This window comes from Flavobacterium sp. UBA4197 (genome assembly GCF_002379575.1).
Lineage (GTDB): Bacteria > Bacteroidota > Bacteroidia > Flavobacteriales > Flavobacteriaceae > Flavobacterium > Flavobacterium inviolabile.
Genome location: NZ_DFUB01000005.1, coordinates 82393 through 100412 on the forward strand (window position 1 = coordinate 82393; position 18020 = coordinate 100412).

The following is an 18020-nucleotide window of genomic DNA, read 5'->3' on the forward strand; positions in this document are numbered from 1 at the left end:
ATAATCATAATACCCAATAAAAAAACCTTCAAAGTTAGCTTTGAAGGTTTTTTTTATGTTTATGACTTTTTTACTTATCGTATCAGCAGCTTTTTCACTACCGTTTTATTATCGGATGTAATTTTTGTAATGTACATTCCGGAAGACAAATCCAGAGATACTTTTGTTGTACCTTCAAAATTCAGTGTTTTTACTTTTTGCCCGGTAATTGTGTACACTTCCAGCTGTCCGCGATCCTGAACACCGTCAATATACAAATAATCGTTCGCAGGATTCGGATATAACAATACCTGCAATGCGTTCACATCCGGTGTACTCAAAGTAGCCGACCAGGGTTCCCCCACATGCGTTCCCCAGATATAATCGGCAAGACCCGGATGATCGATAAACGGATTGCGGTTCACCTGCCAGGTATAAATATAATTGTTGCGGTTCATTTCAAAATCATCCGACGGATCGCTGTGGTTCCAGGCCAGTAAAGACGCTAAATCACCCAGCTGTCCTACGGTAGTGTCCGGCGGATTACCGTTTACCACATCCAAAGCATTGTAACGAACTGCCATATAGAATACCGCACGCGCCACATCGCCTTTCCACGAACCCTGAGTACCAACAGGACCGTTATAGTCCGTACCGCCGTAATCACGGTTGTTTCGGGAACTGTTTTCCGGACCGTCCTCCGCTCTTAAATGATGCGCATCGGCATGTGCCGCATTGATATCGTCAGCATTGGTTGGCAGCCAGACATTGATCCCGTCCGGAGTAGACGAAGTACCGTTTGAAAATCCGCCTCTTGACTGCGGATAAATGTGCTCCCGGTTCCAGGTTCCTACGTTACTGCTGCCGGTTTGATAATCCAGTTTCGCCCGCGGGGACTCAACATACATCATCCAGACCTGATTACTGTTCAGCGGATTCTGATCTGCTTTTTTAAGTATTTCAACAATGTCGCCATAATTGTGAGCTCTCACTACCGCCGGATTGGCAATAATATTCTGAACAGCCTGTTTTAACGCCGCTCCGCTCAATCCTTCCAGTGAATTGTAATAACCGGCTGGTGCCGTACTTGTAACCACACCATGCGTAGGATTTAAAGGCGTTCCCCATGCCGAAACCGTAAAATCATTGTCGATTACACGGATTTCAATATTGTCGTTCATGCGCACATAACCGGCAGGAAGGGTTCCGAATTTTATTTTCAGCACCTCATCCCCTTCATCAATTGCATCATCGATGATCTGGATCGTGGTCGAAAAAGAATTGGATCCTGCAGGAATCAAAACCGTGGTATTACCGATATAATCTGCTGTTGTAAAACTATCGTTATGCAAAGAAAAATTAAACGTCAGGTTACTCGCCACATTCGTTTGTGTCGTAAACGTAATAACAAAACTATCCCCTTCATTCAGGTGCGTGGTGGGTGCTGTTATTGTAATCCCGTTAAAAACAATACCGCTGCCATCATTATTCGCTCCGGGTGTAGGCGCTTTAACCTCATAGGTTCCGTCCGCTTTTCGCTGAATGGACTGTACCGTACCCTGGCTGTTCATGTTTTCATTAATCTGCGTGCTCACTCCCAATGCCGACAGTAAAGCCGTTGCCTGCGTATTGTTGTTTCCGTATACCAGCGCATCGATCAGGTTGGTTGTTGATGCCGGTGTGTTCATTGGAAAATCGGAACCGTTTGCCTGATAAATCGCAACCGCATCCGGTCCGTTCTGCACGACATTATTAGAAAAAATATACGTCGGCACAGGAGATACCAGCGTATTTCCCAACACGATAATACCGTTTGCATCGGTCGTTAATCCGTCCAGGTCAATGGCATAATAGCTCAGGTTAGAGGTTCCCGTACTACCGCCGTTAAACAAAACCAGTACATAACCGTTCAAAGAAAAATTCGGAACAGTGGATTTCAGTTCAATAAACTCTTTATCATCTGTTGAAGGCGTATCGGAATCCAACTCGTTGATTACTACCTGAGAAAAGATAACATTTGACGCTAAAAAGAGTAAAATAATTAGTAATTTTTTTGTCATTCCTATTAAGTTTAGCGACAAAGTTAATTATAAACAAAAAACTAAAGGCAGCATAATTGTTAATACTTCACTGTATATCAAAAAATTACACTGTTTTAACATTCACAACACCACAGCTAAAAAAGCGTATGCCAACTCATGGAATATTATTTTTCATTACTACTGAAAATTTTCGCTAATAATTTGAATTAAAATTGTAACATTGTGAATACATACTGTTATAATTAAAAAACCAGGTTTAATCCATAAGACTTGCCAGAACCCTTTGAAAGCCATTAAATACCTTCTCCCCTTTTTATTATTTGGAATGTACTCTGTGAGTGCCCAGCACCACAGCGCTATGAGTATTACCGTTGATCCGGAGTCGAAAATGCTTAAAATACAGCAGGAAATAACCTATTATAACAACACCAAAGACACGCTTAAAGACTATATCCTAAACGACTGGAATAATGCCTATTCCGATAGAAGCACACCGCTGGCCAAACGTTTTTCGGACGAATTTACCCGGATTTTCCATCTTGCCGGCGAGAGCGACAGAGGACACACCAATATTGTTTCCGTTATCGATCAGAACCAGCGAAGACTGGAATGGTCCCGGCTTCCCAACCAACCCGATTTAGTCGACATTCATTTGCTGAATCCGGTATATCCGAAGCAGAAATTCCGGATTAACATCGTCTATTCCGTAAAAATACCCAACGACCGTTTTACCCGTTACGGCTTTAATAATGCGGGTGATTTCTATATTAAAAACTGGTTTCTGACACCTGCCCGATACGAAAAAAACACTTTTGTAAAATACAGCAATGAAAATCTGGACGATATTTCAAATGCAATTTCCGATTTTGATATTCAGCTAAAAGTACCGGCAGCACTATCGCTAACCACCGACCTGGACATTACCGCCACTACCGAAGAAGACGGTTTTAAAAACTATACCCTGACCGGAAAAAACAGGCAGGACATTATCCTCGCACTGGAAAACACGCTAACATACGGCAATTACAAAAACGACAAAACGGAAATAACAAGCAACATTAAAGAAAACAAGCTCAGTGAAGTTCAAAAAGCCATTATCATTGACCGTGTCGTTAACTATGTAGCCGAACACCTGGGCAATCCGGCACAGGACAAAATGGTTATCAGCCAGACCGACTATGACCGTAACCCGTTTTACGGCTTGAACCAGCTGCCCAAATTCCTCAGACCCTTTCCGGATGAATTTGTCTATGAACTCAAATTCCTGAAAACATACGTAAACAACTACCTGAAAAACACCTTACAGGTCAATCACCGGGAAGACAACTGGATATACGACGGTATTCAGGTCTACACGATGATGAAGTATATTGAAGACAATTACCCCAATGTAAAAATGACCGGAACATTGGCACGCTATAAATTCCTGAGAGGCTTTAGCCTTTTTACCACCGGGTTTAACGAGCAATACAGCTATCTGTACCTGATGATGGCCCGTATGAACCTCGACCAGCCCATCGGGAATCCGAAAAACACCTTTGTAAAATTCAACGAACAAATATCCGGAAAATACAAAGCCGGCTTAGCCCTGAATTACCTGGATTCCTACCTGCAGCACGACAGCGTAGACAGTGCGCTTTATGATTTCGTGACCCTAAACAAAAGTCAGCAGACCTCACGAAACGATATCGAAACCATACTAAAATCAAAAACACCCAAAAATATCGACTGGTTTTTCAAATCTGTTATCAATTCCAGGGACCTGATCGATTATAAATTCGGAAAAGTGCGGGACGACGGCAGCAACATACAGGTTGAAGTCAAAAACAATGCCCAGGCAACCGTTCCCGTTCCGTTATACGGTATGAAAAACGGTCAGATAGTTTCGAAAACCTGGCTGGAAAATATAGCTAAGGACACCATCGTATCCGTTCCGAAAGAAGGGATTGACAAACTGGCACTTAATCACACCAATGAAGTGCCCGAATTTAACCGTCGGAACAACTATAAAACGCTAAAAGGCTTTCCTTCGCTGAACCGTCCGGTAAAATTCAACTTCTTTAAAGACCTTGAAGATCCGCAATACAACCAGTTTTTTTATGTTCCGGATTTCAATTACAACCTGTATGACGGTTTGATGCTCGGCATGCGCATTCACAATGAAACCCTGCTGGACAAGCCGTTTCAGTTTGATATTATCCCTGATTATTCCACGAATACCAAAGAACTGGTAGGAAGTGCGACACTCTCCTATTTCCAGAATATCCGGGACGAACGTTTGTACAACATCCGTTATTCCATTTCCGGTTCAACGCTCCATTATGCGCCGAATGCTTCCTATACGAAGATCATGCCTTCGGTACAGTTCCGTTTCCGGGAACCGGATTACCGCGAAAACAGAAAAGAGACCATCCTGATACGCCATGTCTTTGTAGAAAAAGAAGATTCGCCACTGCTTAAAAACAAAAAAGAAGAAAACTATTCTGTTTTTAACGCCCGCTATTCCATCGGGGAAGCAGAAACCGCAAGACTGTACAGCTTTTTAACCGATTTGCAGATTGCCAGCAATTTCAGCAGGCTTTCCGCCGAAATGCAGTACCGGAAATTATTTGACGACAGGCGGCAGGTCACCGTTCGTTTTTTTGCCGGTACCTTTATGTATAACGAAACCGGAACCGATTTCTTTAGCTTCGGACTGGATCGCCCTTCCGATTATCTTTTCGGTTACAACCTTATTGGCCGTTCGGAATCGACCGGACTTTTCAGCCAGCAGTTTGTAATGGCCGACGGTGGTTTTAAATCCAAGTTAAAAAACCGCTATGCAAACCAGTGGATGACCACCACCAATGCCAGTTTCAGTATCTGGAACTGGGTGGAAGCCTATGCCGATGCCGGAATCATTAAAAACCGTTTCTCCAATCCGCAGTTTGTTTACGACAGCGGAATCCGGCTGAATCTGGTTCAGGACTATTTTGAGCTCTATTTCCCGGTGTATTCCAATAACGGCTGGGAAGTAAACGATCCTAATTACGGACAGCGCATCCGGTTTGTCGTAACCCTGAGTGCCAAAACCCTGGTTTCGCTATTTACCAGAAAGTGGTTCTAAATAAACGATAAAAAAACAGGCATTTTTATTTTATTTTATTAAAAAAACTTTGATAAAACACTATTTTCAATAAAATATCCTCAACAAAACAAGATAAACCCATAGTTTTTTTACCAAATGTTGAATTGTTATTTTCACAATCCTTTGTTTTGTATTGACTAAATAATTAAATTTGTCCCAATCTCATTATTATTTGACTATGAATCAAACGGCCGCTAAAGAAGCTCTTTCTTTTGAAGATTTCAAAACAGAGGTGCTTAACGATTATAAAATTGCAACCATCAGCAGAGAATGCAGCTTATTGGGAAGACGTGAAGTACTTACCGGTAAGGCGAAATTCGGGATTTTTGGTGATGGTAAAGAAGTGCCACAGCTTGCGATGGCAAAGGCTTTTAAAAACGGCGATTTCCGTTCGGGTTATTACCGTGATCAGACTTTCATGATGGCAATAGGTCAAATGACAATTCAACAGTTTTTTGCCGGTTTATACGGTCATGCCGATCTGGCTCATGACCCGATGAGTGCCGGACGTCAGATGGGCGGGCATTTTGCCACACACAGCCTTGACGAAAACGGAAACTGGAAAAACCTTACTGCTCAGAAAAATTCAAGTGCCGATATTTCTCCAACAGCCGGGCAAATGCCTCGTTTATTAGGTTTGGCACAAGCCTCAAAAATATACCGTAATGTATCCGGAATTGAAAATAACACCAATTTCTCAATTGACGGAAACGAGATCGCATGGGGAACAATCGGTAATGCTTCCACTTCGGAAGGTTTGTTCTTTGAAACCATTAACGCTGCCGGAGTACTTCAGGTACCAATGGTGATGAGCGTTTGGGATGATGAATACGGAATTTCCGTTCACGCCCGCTACCAGACTACAAAAGAGAATATCTCCGAAATATTAAAAGGATTCCAGCGTGATGAAAACAACAATGGTTTTGAGATCATCACGGTAAAAGGATGGGATTACCCTACTTTGGTGGAAACCTATCAGAAAGCAGCGGCTATTGCCCGTGAAGAGCACGTGCCGGTATTAATCCACGTAAAAGAACTAACCCAGCCGCAGGGACACTCTACTTCCGGTTCACACGAACGTTACAAAAATGCCGATCGTCTGGCATGGGAAGCAGAATTTGACTGTCTGGCGCAATTCCGCAAATGGCTGATTGAAAACAACATTGCTACAGCCGAAGAAATTGAAGCAATGGATACTGCCGCTAAAAAAGAAGTGCTGGAAGGCAAAAAAGCAGCCTGGAGCGCTTACCTGAACCCGATAAAAGAAGAACAGCAGGAATTAGCTGCTTTCTTAAACAGTATTGCTGCTTCCAGTCCTAACAAAGTTTTCATTGAAAAATATGCAAATGATTTAGCCGCAATTAAAGAACCGATCCGTAAAGACATTTTAGTGACTGCGCGTAAAGTATTGCGCCTGATCGTAAACGAAAACGGAAAAGGTTCGTTAGCCACCTGGATTACCAGCTATACAGCTAAGATACAGCCTAAATTCAGCTCGCATTTGTTCTCCCAATCGGATAAAAATGTATTGAACAGTGCAGAAGTACTGCCTGTTTATGACGCAGCAGCCGAAGAAGTGGATGCCCGTTTAATCATCCGCGATAACTTTGATGCTATTTTCGCTAAATATCCTGAAACCTTAATTTTTGGTGAAGATTCCGGTACTATCGGCGATGTGAACCAGGGATTGGAAGGTATGCAGGAAAAATATGGTGCCTTCCGTGTTGCCGATGCCGGTATTCGTGAAGCAACCATTTTAGGACAGGGAATCGGAATGGCGATGAGAGGATTACGTCCGATCGCTGAAATCCAGTACCTGGATTATCTTTTATATGCAATCCAGATCATGAGTGACGATTTGGCGACCTTACAGTATAGAACTGCCGGACGTCAGAAAGCACCGCTGATCATCAGAACACGCGGTCACAGACTGGAAGGTATCTGGCACTCCGGATCACCAATGGGAATGATCCTGAATGCGATCCGCGGAATACACGTTTTAGTACCGAGAAACATGACTAAAGCAGCAGGATTCTACAATACGTTACTGGAAACCGACGAACCGGCTTTAGTAGTAGAATGTCTGAACGGTTACCGTTTAAAAGAAAAAATGCCTTCCAATATCGGAGCTTTCAAAACGCCAATCGGTGTGGTGGAAACCATCAAAGAAGGTACAGATATCACTTTGGTTTCTTACGGTTCTACCCTGCGTTTAATCGAGCAGGCTGCCAAAGAATTACTGGAAGTGGGTATTGATGCCGAAATCATCGACATTCAGTCGTTATTGCCTTTCGATATTAATCATGATATCGTGAAAAGCGTAGCCAAAACAAACCGCTTACTGGTAATTGATGAAGACGTTCCGGGTGGTGCTTCTGCCTACATCCTGCAGCAAATCATCGATGAGCAAAAAGGATATATGCATTTAGACAGTCAGCCGCAAACACTGGCTTCCAAAGCGCACCGTCCTGCTTACGGAACAGACGGGGATTATTTCTCCAAACCTTCAGCCGAAGATATTTTCGAAAAAGTGTACGAAATTATGAATGAGGCGAATCCTTCCAAATATCCAAGTTTATACTAATAAACACATCTATAACATTAAAAAAGCCGGACAATGTCCGGCTTTTTTTGTATCACCCGCTAAAAAGCACCAAAAACTTATTAAGCAGCAGCCATAATCGGGTTACTTTTTCTCCGTTTTCAACAGTAAAAAAGGTTCTTTCTTATTATTCCTTTAAAAATTTAATTTTGAGTATAAATGAGTAATTCCCTTTTGTACAGGCAACTCTTTTTTGGGCTATTTTTACTTCATTAGCCAATCATGCACATGGAATATACCTAACCAATAATACTTATCCCGATGTTCCATTTCATAAAATTAAAAGAAAAATACTGGCTGAATCTATTACTATTACTATTGTCGGTTTTAATACTGATCAGCAACAACAATAACGGCATTCCTGTTATCCAATATCCCGTATCGGCAATATTAACCGGCATCACTATTTATTATTATCCCTATTCCATTGTGAAGTCTTTTTATCAAAAGGGAACCTCACAAATTGACCATATCTTCAACATGACCTCAAAAACCCTGATTGCGATAATAACCGGCTATATGGCAGTTCTGCTGTTTAATACCGGCGAAAAGGTCATTATGATCGGGTATTGTATTACAATCACGCAATCGCTGTTTTTTCTTATCCTGATGCTACTGCAAAAAACAAGCCTCGAAGAAATGCTTTATACCCATTTAATGCTTACCTTTATTTTTCCTGTTTTACTTAAATTAACATCCATTTAAAAAGGATAACCCCCGCATTTCATAAAAACGGGATCCACATACGGTCCGATTATCAGGATACCGGTATTGCCGGCTTCACGGCAGACTTATTGATCCCAAAAACATTATACCTTAAAACAAAATGACCTTGCAACAACCCTGGCATTCCGATACCTTCTTTGTGATTACTGGCGGTCCCGGAGCCGGAAAAACCACTTTACTGAATGCTTTAGCCCGGCAGCACTATCGTTGCATTCCGGAAGCAGCCCGGGAAATCATACAGGAACAGCTACAGTCCGGCGGAACGGCTTTACCCTGGAAAGACACCGCGCTGTACACCCGGCTGATGCTGGAACGCTCCGTTAGCAGTTATATCGAAACATTTAATTCGCATCCCGGCAATGAGCCTGTTTTTTTCGACAGGGGCATTCCCGACACCCTGTGTTATGCGCAGTTAATCAATCTGGGAATATCCGAAGCCATGGATCTCAACGCCCGGCAGTTTACTTACAACCCAAAAGTATTCCTGTTGCCGCCCTGGCAGGAAATATACCAAACAGATACGGAACGGAAACAAACCTGGGAAGAAGCGGTTCGTACTTATGAAAAAATGGTGGCAACTTACCGGTTATACAACTATCAGATCATTGAAATTCCGAAAGCAGATATTGAAACAAGGCTTGCCTTTTTGTTGTCCCACATCCCGGACTTGCTAAGAAAATAGCCTGCTCCGGTATTGTCTGGGACCAATTCCCTTCTGCTTTTTGAAAAACTTATTCAGGTGGCTTTCATCGGTAAATCCTAATTCAACCGCAATTTCGTTAATCCGTTTTGCACTGTGTTTCAGACGGTACTCGATTAAACTGATCTTATAGTTCGTGATATACGACTGCATCGTTTCGTTACAGTGCTTTTTAAAATACCGCCCTAAATACCCTTCCGAAATGCCAAAATGCGCACTCATTACCTCGGTACGGATCTTTTCCGGCTCATAAATATGCTGCTGTATATAATTGAGGATTGCTAAAAATTTCTCATCGCTTTTTTCAGTCACCTGCTCCGGTAAATATTTGGCAATATTGCGTGCTACAATCACGATCAGCGTGTTGATGATCTGCTGGATGACTTCTTTGTTATACAGGTCCCGGTTGACATATTCGCGTATGATCGCTTCGACCATCGGCCGTACCAGGCTTTTATCCGTTTGATTTTTTAAAATACAGCCCGGCTGATGGTTGGCATTTTGCAAAATGAATTCCAGCCGTTTGATATTATCCGTTTGTAAAGCATTCGAACGGATATAAATATCATTAAAGCGCAAAAAGAAAAACTCCGTTGGTGTATCGATCGTAAAAGAATGACAATCCTGGGGCGTAATTAAAAACAGATGCCCCGGATGGTAGGCAAAGTTATTCTGATTGATGCACTGCATCCCGTTTCCGTCCAGCACATATACCAGTTCAAAATAACTGTGCTGGTGTGCCGGTTTGGGATATTCCGTCAGCGTTTCAAAACTAATTGAAAACGGTTCGTACAAATGTTCTCGCTTCATGGCACAAAAATACCAAATAAAAGAAAATTTATACCATAAAAATAGCCAATATATTGTATAATTTTGCTTTACATTTTAATTGTAATAGTATGAAAGCATTTATTTTAGAAAATACAGGAGCTCCGGAAAATTTACAGCTCACCACCTTACCGCTACCTGATTATAACGATAACGAAGTACTCATACAGGTAAAAGCCATCAGCATTAATCCTGTTGATGCCAAAACCCGAAACGGAAACGGCATGTATGGCAGGTTAAAAGAAATACAGCCTTTAATTCTGGGTTGGGATATTTCCGGTATTGTTACTGCGGTAGGAGAAAAAGTAACGACTTTAAAAAAAGGGGATGCTGTTTTCGGTATGGTTAATTTCCCGGGACACGGAAAAGCCTATGCCGAATATGTAAGTGCGCCCGAAGACCAACTGGCCTTAAAACCTGCCAACATTTCTTTTGAAGCAGCCGCTGCGGCAACTTTAGCGGCATTGACCGCCTGGCAGGCCATGGTACACCATGCCAAAGTACAGCCTGACGATACTGTTTTAATTCACGCCGCTTCCGGTGGTGTCGGGCATTTTGCTGTTCAGATTGCCAAACACCTGGGTGCTTATGTGATTGGAACCTCATCTGCTAAAAACAAGGATTTTGTGTTAGGACTGGGTGCAGACAGACACCTTGACTACAACACCGAACGTTTTGAAGAAACCGTTTCGGATGTTGACTTTGTTTTGGACACCATCGGCGGAAATAACATTGACCGTTCCCTTGAAGTCATCAGAAAGCAGGGAACCCTGATTAGCATTCCGTCCGGTCTGAACGAACAGGTAACCGAAAAAGCACGCTCAAAAGGTATTAACGGCTCTTTTATGCTGGTCGCTTCAAACGGAGACGACATGAAATCCCTGGCTGCCTTATTGGAAAACGGCAGCATAAAAGCCCATGTTTCCAAAACATATCCGTTTGAACAAATGGCACAGGCCCATCACGATATTGAAACCGGAAGAACCGTGGGTAAAATTGTAATTACCCTGTAATCTTTTTGGAATCCGGCTCTATCCAAAACGGATCCGGAGTATACTCCGGATCCGTTTTTTTATGTTCAGGAAAATCGCATCGGAAGCCATTACCGGTATTGAATATAAATCCGGCTGCGGCTGCAAAAGACTGAAATTTATGTTATATTTATACTTTAATTTCTCTGCCAGTAACCATGAAAAAGAAACGCCTTTACACCATCGCCGGATGTATTGCAGTACTCACCATAGGGACTGTATACTGCCTTAAAAACTACAACTTCAACAGCTCCTACACTACCGGCCAGGTTGTTGATCAGTTCAACGGGGTCAATGTCTATTATAATGGCGGAGTGGATAATGTTTCCGGGCGTAACCTGACTACCGACAATTATAATTTAGGATTAAAATACCAATGTGTGGAATTTGTAAAACGCTACTATTGCGAACATTTAGACCACAAGATGCCGGACAGTTACGGCCATGCAAAAGACTTTTTTGATCCGGAAATCCCGGACGGCCGGTTCAACACCAAACGCGCTTTGCTGCAATACCATAATCCGAGTGAGTCCAAACCCAAGGTCAACGACCTGTTAGTGTATTCCGGTTCGCTGCTGAACCGCTTCGGACATGTGGCCATCGTTTCGGAAGTTCATGATAACGAGATTGAGATTATCCAGCAGAATCCCGGGCCGTTTGCTGCTTCCAGAGCCAGATTCTCATTACAGTTGCGCAATGACATGTGGGTAATTGACAACAAACGAATAATCGGCTGGCTGCGAAAAGAATAACCGGAAAAACGAATCCGCATCGTTGTTATTTTCCGGCAGGCCGTATTTAAAAAATCGTATCTTTATACTATCATTACGCCCCCTTCATTGTCATGAAGTACGAACTTAATCTTAACTAATTGGAACCGAACAGAAGTATCATAAGGCCATCCTCATCCCTGACCACGCAGCTTTTAGATATTCAAACTTTTATAAGCCTTTATATAAATACTGCGGCTACAGAAGTTAACAACCTGTGTCTTGAGGATTTTATCCTGCTTGAAATCGACAATACTACAAAAACTGTAGGCGTTACCCGGTTTAGCTTTACAACCATTTTGCTTTGCATTTCCGGGCAGCTGGACATGATTGTCGGTCAGCACCACTACTCGCTGAAAGCACAGGATATCTCCATTATTCCGGCAGAATCCATTAATTCACTCTCCTCCTTTTCAGACGATTTTAAAGCCTATATGGTCGTTTTTAAATCGGATTTCCTGAAGAAGGGCTTTGTCAACAGCAGCATTTTAGAAGAATTACTCTTTATCAACCCCGAATACCCGCCTGTTTTCGAATTGGATGCCGCTCTTTTTGAATCCAATCGTTATAAGTTTGAAAAAATCAAAGCCGAATACTATAAGGCCAGTCCGTTTTACCTGGACATGATCCGCCTGTACCTGATCCAGATCTTATATGACTACAACAGGGTTTGCGAAATCTGCCTGCTCAATTCGACAACCAGCATGAACCGGCAGTTCCAGATCGTGCATAAATTCCGGAAACTGGTCGACAAGCATTTTGCGCTATTCCGGACGGTTAAGGAGTATTCCGATTTACTGCACATTTCCCCCAAATATTTAAGTGAATGTGTAAAGCAGCAAACCGGATTTTCGGCTATCGACATCATCCACCAGAAAATAACACTGGAAGCGGAATTCCTGCTTCGCTATTCGGAACTAAGCATCAAGGAGATTGCCACGGCCTTGTCTTTTGATACCCTTTCCCATTTTAGCCGCTTTTTTAAAGCGCAAAAAAAATGCACCCCGTCCGAATACCGCCTGCTACCGTAAAATTGGTTCTTTAATAGGGAATATTGCCATTGACGGGCTTTTGTTTTCAAGCGAATTTTGCCTTAAAATATTCACTATGAAAAAAAGGAGCATTCTTCAAACAAAAGCCGCCCTGCTTATCGGGCTGGCTATACTGACGCATTCCTGCAACACTAAAACCGAATCCCCCATGACACCATCCATCGAAAGCCTCGGAGCCGTACAGTTCCGGATAGCAAGACCTACCAACAATTTACAGAAGGTTGTAAAATTCTATAAAGAAGTTATCGGATTAAAAGAATTGGGCGCTTTCAGCGGACATCAGGGATATGACGGTGTAATGCTGGGGCTTCCGGATGAAAAATACCATCTTGAATTTACACAGCATGCGGATAAGGCACCCTTACCGGAACCTACCAAAGAGAACCTGCTGGTTTTCTATTTTGACACTCCGGAAAAATATGAAAAAGCGGTACAGAAAATGGCTGCGGCCGGTGTTCCCGCTGTTGCACCCGAAAATCCGTATTGGGAAGGAAAAAGCCAGACCTATGAAGATCCGGACCAATGGCGCATTATCTTCTACAACGGTACTTTTAAATCCGGTAAATAACGTCCGATATTGTTGTTATTTCTACGATCATCATTCCGGAACCGGCAACTATACCTAAAAATCAGGAGCCTTTGCAGCGCTCCTTTTTTTGTTATTATTATTATCCCGGATTACTTTTTAACGTTTAAACCGCGTAAAAATATTTTTACTCCTTAGGAAATTTCTTTAATTTTGAGAAAACAATCAAAAAACTTCCCCATGGACAAGCTAATCCGGAAAATCACCCCTTTTCTTTGGTTTGACAATCAGGCAGAAGAAGCCATGAATTTTTATATCAGCATTTTCAACAATGCAAAAATACTGAAAACCAGCTATTACAGTGAAGGCGGACCCGCTCCTGCCGGAACATTAATGACCGCCAGTTTCCAGCTGGAAGGTCAGGAATTTATTGCCCTGAACGGCGGACCGCAATTTGCCTTTACTCCGGCAGTCTCTTTTGTGGTTAACTGTCATTCACAGCAAGAAATTGATGAACTGTGGGATAAACTTTCCGAAGGCGGCCAAAAACAAAAATGCGGCTGGCTGCTGGATCAATTCGGGCTTTCCTGGCAGATTGTTCCGACAGTGCTTGAAACCTTAATGAGCTCCGGTGATACCGAAAAATCCCATCGCGTTATGATGGCGCTGCTTCAAATGGACAAACTCGATATTAAAACCCTGCAGGATGCTTACGATGCGTAAGCGCCAAATATTCAAATAACAACCTCATAATTTATGAAAAAAGCAAGCTTACTACTGGCGATTATACTTGGATTCAACGGAATGCTGATGGCACAGCAAAAGGAACGTAAACCGTTTATTCTGGGCACTATCGATGCCGTACAATCCGCCATTCTTTCAGAAAGCAGAACATTAAACATTTATTTGCCGGAAGGCTATACTGCAAACGATACTATAAAATACCCGGTAATCTATCTTTTGGACGGTTCGGCCGATGAAGATTTTATCCACATCACCGGATTGGTACACAATTTCAGTTTTCCCTGGATCAACCAATTGCCCAAATCCATTGTTGTGGGCATTGCCAATGTAGACAGACGAAGAGATTTTACCTATCCGAGTACCGTTCCGCTTGATAAAAAGGAATCCCCTACTTCCGGAAGTTCGGACAAGTTCATTGCTTTTATCGAAAAAGAATTACAGCCGTATATTGAAAACAATTACAAAGTGAGCACTTCTAAAACCATTATCGGGCAATCACTGGGCGGCTTACTGGTAACCGAAATACTGCTGACAAAGCCAAAACTGTTCAATACCTATATCATTATGAGTCCGAGTTTATGGTGGGATAACGGTTCTTTATTGCACAAAAGTGCTGTTACAGGCGGTATTGCATCCCTGAATTTCGATCCGAATACAAAAGTGTATGTTGGTGTCGGCAAAGAAGGTGCTATGCCCGGAAGAGAAAAATTAGTAATGGAAGATACTGCTAAAAAATTGGCGGAAAATCTAAAAAAAGGCAAAAACAAAAACCTGACGGTCTTTTTCGATTTTCTTCCGAAAGAAAACCACGCCACGGTAACACACCAGGCGGTTTACAATGCCTTCCGGTTACTAAATCCTGTTAAGCCGGAATAACAACTAAAAAACGGTATCATGGAAACAAGTATATACCATGCCAAAGCGGAAATGCTGATCCGCAAACCGGTTTCAGACGTTTTTGAAGCCTTTATAAATCCGGAAATTACCACTAAATTCTGGTTTACCAAAAGTAGTGGTCCACTGGAAGCCGGCAAACAAATACAATGGGACTGGGAAATGTATAACCATGCTGCCAGGATAACCGTCAAGACGGTAGAACCGGACAAACGTATTGTTATTGAATGGCCAACCACCGTGGAATGGGTATTTACAACCCGTGAGGACAATACTACTTTTGTGAGCATTACCGATTCCGGTATTGCCGGTACGACCGAAGAAAAAATAGCCTATGTGCGCAACGCCACCGAAGGTTTTACTTTGGTTCTGGCTGCGCTAAAGGCACTTTTGGAGCACAACATTGCCTTACAGCTGGTTGCCGATCGTTTCCCGGATTTCAACCAACAGCCCGATTAGCATTATATGAGAAATATTTTCCTCACCTGCTTTGGATTACTGCTCTGCTGTTCGCTTTTTGCCTGTAAAAAGCCGGACAATGGATTTATGCTGTAAAACCGTTTTCGACCCATTGCATGCAATGGGAAGAGGAAGTGGTTCCGATTGAAATTGACAAAAAACACAAAGGGCATGTCCTGATCCGTTACAGCGAACTAACGGATGATGATATAGTTACGCGTACAAAATCGGTCAAAATAGAATAATCCACTTAACGCAATACACAGCAACACTTTAGCAAATATTCCGTACCTTTCCTTTACCGTTTTAACGGCATGATAAACCCTACCGGTACATGTAAAAAACGGATCTGGAAAGACTAATCAGTAAACGTAAAACACTATCCAATGAAAACGATACAATTTAAAGTCAGTATCAATGCTCCTGCAAGCAAAGTATGGGCTGTGTTATGGGATGACAGTACTTACCGCCTGTGGACCGCTGCTTTTAGTGAAGGTTCTTATGCGGTTTCCGACTGGAAAGAAGGTAGTAAAATATTGTTCCTGAATGAAGAAAAAAACGGCATATACAGCACCATCACCCGGTTAATTCCGGAGCGGTTTATTTCGTTTACCCATATCGGGAACGTTAAAAACGGTGTTGAACAGCCAATAGCCGAAGAAGCCAAAAAATGTTCGGGCGATACCGAAAACTATACGCTGACCGAAACCGGCAATACAACGGAATTAGTGGCCGCCCTGGATATTACGGAAGATTTTTCCGATTATTTTAGCCGGACTTTTCCAAAAGCCCTGAACATCGTAAAGGAACTGGCAGAGCAATAATAACCAATCGTTTGCATTAGCAGATCCGGTATGCAGGAATCATTTAGCAATTAAAGCATATTCAAAATAAAGCAAGACATGGAACAACATGAAAAAATCCGGAATGCCGTAACCGAATTCATCAAAGCCGGCGACGACAGCGATACCGAAAAATTATCCGGAATATTACATCCCGATTTTAAAAATACGCAGCATGGTTTTTTCGAAAATAAAGGTGTCGTGATCTTTGACAAACAGGAATATATAGCCCTGGTGGCAGCAAAAACCTTTGGCGGTAATCCCAGAACATTGGAAATAGTGCAGCTTGACCATGTGGGTTCCATTGCTATGGTAAAAGCCCTTTTAAAGAGTTCAAAATTGTCTTTTACCTCCTTTATTTCCTTAGTAATGGATGAAAACAACAAATGGACCGTAATTGGTAATTTCCCTCATATTACTACCGTTTCCTGATAGCAATGCTCCAATGACAACAAACGGAGCATACCTCTTTTAGGACTGCTATTTCGGCAGCAGCTCAAAAAACTGTTCCTTCCCTTTAGCCGACAAATACGGATAGACAGCATACAGGAAAATCGTTGTGTGCCGGTCAATATGCGTTTTATTCACGCCTTTTTCTGAAATTTCTATCGAAGAAAGGTAAAAATCAAAAATGATCTGAACTCTTTTATATAAGAATGCATATTCATCCGGCAGTTCCGCTGCCCGGAATAAATCGGAAGCAATAAAATGTTCTATTGTTTCCAGAAACTGCATTTTACGGGAAATGATCAATTGGCGGTAATGTGCCGCAATGATTTCATTGGTACGTATGATATGAACAATGTCCAGAAAAACAAAACGGTATTCATAAATCAACGCAAAAAACCGGTGTACAAAAGCCGTCAGGTTGGATAAACTCACGGCGTTCAGCTCCATTTTTTTATATTCGTCCCTGATCATCACAACCAATTCGAAGTATAAAGCTTCCTCTATTGCTTCTTTTTTCTTAAAATGATAGGTCAGATTTCCGGGGCTGATTCCCAGGTAATCGGATATTTTTCGCTGGCTTACGTTGGAAAGCCCATATTCGTTGAACAACAATAAACCGGCATCCAGTATTTTTCGTTTTGTTTTATTCATAGTACAAAAATAGAAAAATTAGTACACATGTACTAATTCAGATTTTATGGCTATCTTAGCTAAAATTTAAAGCAATGAAAGTTAGAGAAGAACAAATTGTTAACAGTGAGCTGGCGCAAAAAAGCCTGGCTCAAATCGATTTTAAAGATACATTTTCCACTACTAATCATAAAGACTCCCTTTCGGAAATTGCAAAAATAATTTTTGGAACCAGGCCCAAATGGGTACAATTCCTTTTTGTCATCCGTCAGTTTTTAGTGAAATGTATCGGATTAAAGCCGCTTCCCCGCCAAGAACCGGTAGCCGGAGTCCAGACTGGAAGCACGATCGGCTTTTTTACGGTTTATACCGTCGAAAATCGGGAAATCATTTTGGGAGCCGATGACAGCCATCTTAATTTCAGGGCTGTCATTACCGATACGCGGGAACCGCAATACAACATAAAGGTGACAACCTTAGTACAATACCACAACAATAAAGGCCGGTATTATATGGCCCTGATAAAACCGTTTCACCGTTTAGTGGTAAAAAACATGGTCAGACAGGCATACAGGGCAAACCCTTAATTGCGCACTTTAATCCTTTATAAAAAGTGTT

The 18020-nt window shown here is 42.1% G+C and carries 18 protein-coding genes; 15 read left to right on the plus strand and 3 right to left on the minus strand.

All coding sequences use genetic code 11. The features are described from left to right. Nucleotides 1-74: 74 nt before the first annotated feature. A complete protein-coding gene (locus B3394_RS02035; RefSeq protein ID WP_286912417.1) occupies nt 75-2039 on the minus strand; it encodes an endonuclease in 1965 nt (654 codons plus the stop codon). Nucleotides 2040-2346: 307 nt separating this feature from the next. On the opposite strand from B3394_RS02035, the gene B3394_RS02040 reads away from it, so the two are divergent. From B3394_RS02040 to B3394_RS02055, 4 genes are all read left to right on the plus strand, one after another. Continuing rightward, nucleotides 2347-5127 (plus strand): aminopeptidase, encoded by a 2781-nt coding sequence (locus B3394_RS02040; RefSeq protein WP_246296999.1) that lies wholly within the window; start codon nt 2347-2349, stop codon nt 5125-5127. Nucleotides 5128-5326: 199 nt separating this feature from the next. Next, nucleotides 5327-7732 carry an alpha-ketoacid dehydrogenase subunit alpha/beta gene (locus tag B3394_RS02045; protein WP_286912419.1) on the plus strand — a complete coding sequence of 802 codons (2406 nt, stop codon included), beginning with the start codon at nt 5327-5329 and terminating at the stop codon, nt 7730-7732. A 279-nt stretch (nt 7733-8011) separates the two neighbouring features. After that, nucleotides 8012-8455 carry a hypothetical protein gene (locus B3394_RS02050; protein ID WP_177735031.1) on the plus strand — a complete coding sequence of 148 codons (444 nt, stop codon included), beginning with the start codon at nt 8012-8014 and terminating at the stop codon, nt 8453-8455. A gap of 121 nt (nt 8456-8576) precedes the next feature. Next, a complete protein-coding gene (locus B3394_RS02055) occupies nt 8577-9158 on the plus strand; it encodes an AAA family ATPase (protein ID WP_286912421.1) in 582 nt (193 codons plus the stop codon). Here B3394_RS02055 and B3394_RS02060 read toward each other — a convergent pair. Continuing rightward, the gene (locus B3394_RS02060) at nt 9147-9986 is read right to left on the minus strand and encodes a helix-turn-helix transcriptional regulator (RefSeq protein ID WP_286912427.1); all 840 of its coding nucleotides are present in this window, start codon (nt 9984-9986) and stop codon (nt 9147-9149) included. The two genes, B3394_RS02055 and B3394_RS02060, sit on opposite strands and share 12 nt — an antisense overlap. Before the next feature lie 89 nt (nt 9987-10075). Here B3394_RS02060 and B3394_RS02065 point away from each other — a divergent pair, with 89 nt between their 5' ends. From B3394_RS02065 to B3394_RS02110, 10 genes are all read left to right on the plus strand, one after another. Continuing rightward, nucleotides 10076-11017 carry an NADP-dependent oxidoreductase gene (locus tag B3394_RS02065; protein WP_286912429.1) on the plus strand — a complete coding sequence of 314 codons (942 nt, stop codon included), beginning with the start codon at nt 10076-10078 and terminating at the stop codon, nt 11015-11017. A 176-nt stretch (nt 11018-11193) separates the two neighbouring features. Then, nucleotides 11194-11787, plus strand: coding sequence for a CHAP domain-containing protein (locus B3394_RS02070; RefSeq protein ID WP_286912430.1), 594 nt, complete (start codon nt 11194-11196; stop codon nt 11785-11787). A 119-nt stretch (nt 11788-11906) separates the two neighbouring features. After that, complete coding sequence (locus B3394_RS02075) at nt 11907-12836, plus strand: helix-turn-helix domain-containing protein (protein ID WP_177735041.1); 930 nt, start codon at nt 11907-11909, stop codon at nt 12834-12836. Nucleotides 12837-12912: 76 nt separating this feature from the next. Then, on the plus strand, nt 12913-13425 hold the full coding sequence (locus B3394_RS02080; RefSeq protein WP_286912432.1) for a VOC family protein: 513 nt from the start codon (nt 12913-12915) through the stop codon (nt 13423-13425). A gap of 198 nt (nt 13426-13623) precedes the next feature. After that, nucleotides 13624-14106, plus strand: coding sequence for a VOC family protein (locus B3394_RS02085; RefSeq protein WP_286912434.1), 483 nt, complete (start codon nt 13624-13626; stop codon nt 14104-14106). A gap of 33 nt (nt 14107-14139) precedes the next feature. Beyond that, complete coding sequence (locus tag B3394_RS02090) at nt 14140-15003, plus strand: alpha/beta hydrolase (protein WP_286912445.1); 864 nt, start codon at nt 14140-14142, stop codon at nt 15001-15003. A gap of 18 nt (nt 15004-15021) precedes the next feature. After that, on the plus strand, nt 15022-15480 hold the full coding sequence (locus tag B3394_RS02095; RefSeq protein WP_286912449.1) for an SRPBCC family protein: 459 nt from the start codon (nt 15022-15024) through the stop codon (nt 15478-15480). Between the two features lie 116 nt (nt 15481-15596). Further along, nucleotides 15597-15725, plus strand: a complete 129-nt coding sequence (locus B3394_RS02100; RefSeq protein WP_262888425.1) for a hypothetical protein — start codon at nt 15597-15599, stop codon at nt 15723-15725. A gap of 141 nt (nt 15726-15866) precedes the next feature. Next, complete coding sequence (locus B3394_RS02105; protein ID WP_286912453.1) at nt 15867-16304, plus strand: SRPBCC family protein; 438 nt, start codon at nt 15867-15869, stop codon at nt 16302-16304. 78 nt (nt 16305-16382) lie between these two features. Beyond that, nucleotides 16383-16754, plus strand: coding sequence for a nuclear transport factor 2 family protein (locus B3394_RS02110; RefSeq protein ID WP_286912457.1), 372 nt, complete (start codon nt 16383-16385; stop codon nt 16752-16754). A 48-nt stretch (nt 16755-16802) separates the two neighbouring features. Here the strand turns inward: B3394_RS02110 and B3394_RS02115 are convergent, their stop codons facing one another. Then, nucleotides 16803-17423, minus strand: coding sequence for a TetR/AcrR family transcriptional regulator (locus B3394_RS02115; RefSeq protein ID WP_286912459.1), 621 nt, complete (start codon nt 17421-17423; stop codon nt 16803-16805). A 74-nt stretch (nt 17424-17497) separates the two neighbouring features. Between B3394_RS02115 and B3394_RS02120 the strand changes: the two genes are divergently transcribed. Beyond that, nucleotides 17498-17989, plus strand: a complete 492-nt coding sequence (locus tag B3394_RS02120; RefSeq protein ID WP_286912460.1) for a DUF2867 domain-containing protein — start codon at nt 17498-17500, stop codon at nt 17987-17989. Nucleotides 17990-18020: the final 31 nt, after the last annotated feature.

Excerpts from the sequence above, each read along its gene's own strand:
- B3394_RS02035 (WP_286912417.1), bottom strand. The coding sequence starts at position 2,039 with ATGACAAAAAAATTACTAATTATTTTACTCTTTTTAGCGTCAAATGTT.
- B3394_RS02040 (WP_246296999.1), top strand. The coding sequence starts at position 2,347 with ATGTACTCTGTGAGTGCCCAGCACCACAGCGCTATGAGTATTACCGTT.
- B3394_RS02045 (WP_286912419.1), top strand. The coding sequence starts at position 5,327 with ATGAATCAAACGGCCGCTAAAGAAGCTCTTTCTTTTGAAGATTTCAAA.
- B3394_RS02050 (WP_177735031.1), top strand. The coding sequence starts at position 8,012 with ATGTTCCATTTCATAAAATTAAAAGAAAAATACTGGCTGAATCTATTA.
- B3394_RS02055 (WP_286912421.1), top strand. The coding sequence starts at position 8,577 with ATGACCTTGCAACAACCCTGGCATTCCGATACCTTCTTTGTGATTACT.
- B3394_RS02060 (WP_286912427.1), bottom strand. The coding sequence starts at position 9,986 with ATGAAGCGAGAACATTTGTACGAACCGTTTTCAATTAGTTTTGAAACG.
- B3394_RS02065 (WP_286912429.1), top strand. The coding sequence starts at position 10,076 with ATGAAAGCATTTATTTTAGAAAATACAGGAGCTCCGGAAAATTTACAG.
- B3394_RS02070 (WP_286912430.1), top strand. The coding sequence starts at position 11,194 with ATGAAAAAGAAACGCCTTTACACCATCGCCGGATGTATTGCAGTACTC.
- B3394_RS02080 (WP_286912432.1), top strand. The coding sequence starts at position 12,913 with ATGAAAAAAAGGAGCATTCTTCAAACAAAAGCCGCCCTGCTTATCGGG.
- B3394_RS02085 (WP_286912434.1), top strand. The coding sequence starts at position 13,624 with ATGGACAAGCTAATCCGGAAAATCACCCCTTTTCTTTGGTTTGACAAT.
- B3394_RS02090 (WP_286912445.1), top strand. The coding sequence starts at position 14,140 with ATGAAAAAAGCAAGCTTACTACTGGCGATTATACTTGGATTCAACGGA.
- B3394_RS02095 (WP_286912449.1), top strand. The coding sequence starts at position 15,022 with ATGGAAACAAGTATATACCATGCCAAAGCGGAAATGCTGATCCGCAAA.
- B3394_RS02100 (WP_262888425.1), top strand. The coding sequence starts at position 15,597 with ATGCAATGGGAAGAGGAAGTGGTTCCGATTGAAATTGACAAAAAACAC.
- B3394_RS02105 (WP_286912453.1), top strand. The coding sequence starts at position 15,867 with ATGAAAACGATACAATTTAAAGTCAGTATCAATGCTCCTGCAAGCAAA.
- B3394_RS02110 (WP_286912457.1), top strand. The coding sequence starts at position 16,383 with ATGGAACAACATGAAAAAATCCGGAATGCCGTAACCGAATTCATCAAA.
- B3394_RS02115 (WP_286912459.1), bottom strand. The coding sequence starts at position 17,423 with ATGAATAAAACAAAACGAAAAATACTGGATGCCGGTTTATTGTTGTTC.
- B3394_RS02120 (WP_286912460.1), top strand. The coding sequence starts at position 17,498 with ATGAAAGTTAGAGAAGAACAAATTGTTAACAGTGAGCTGGCGCAAAAA.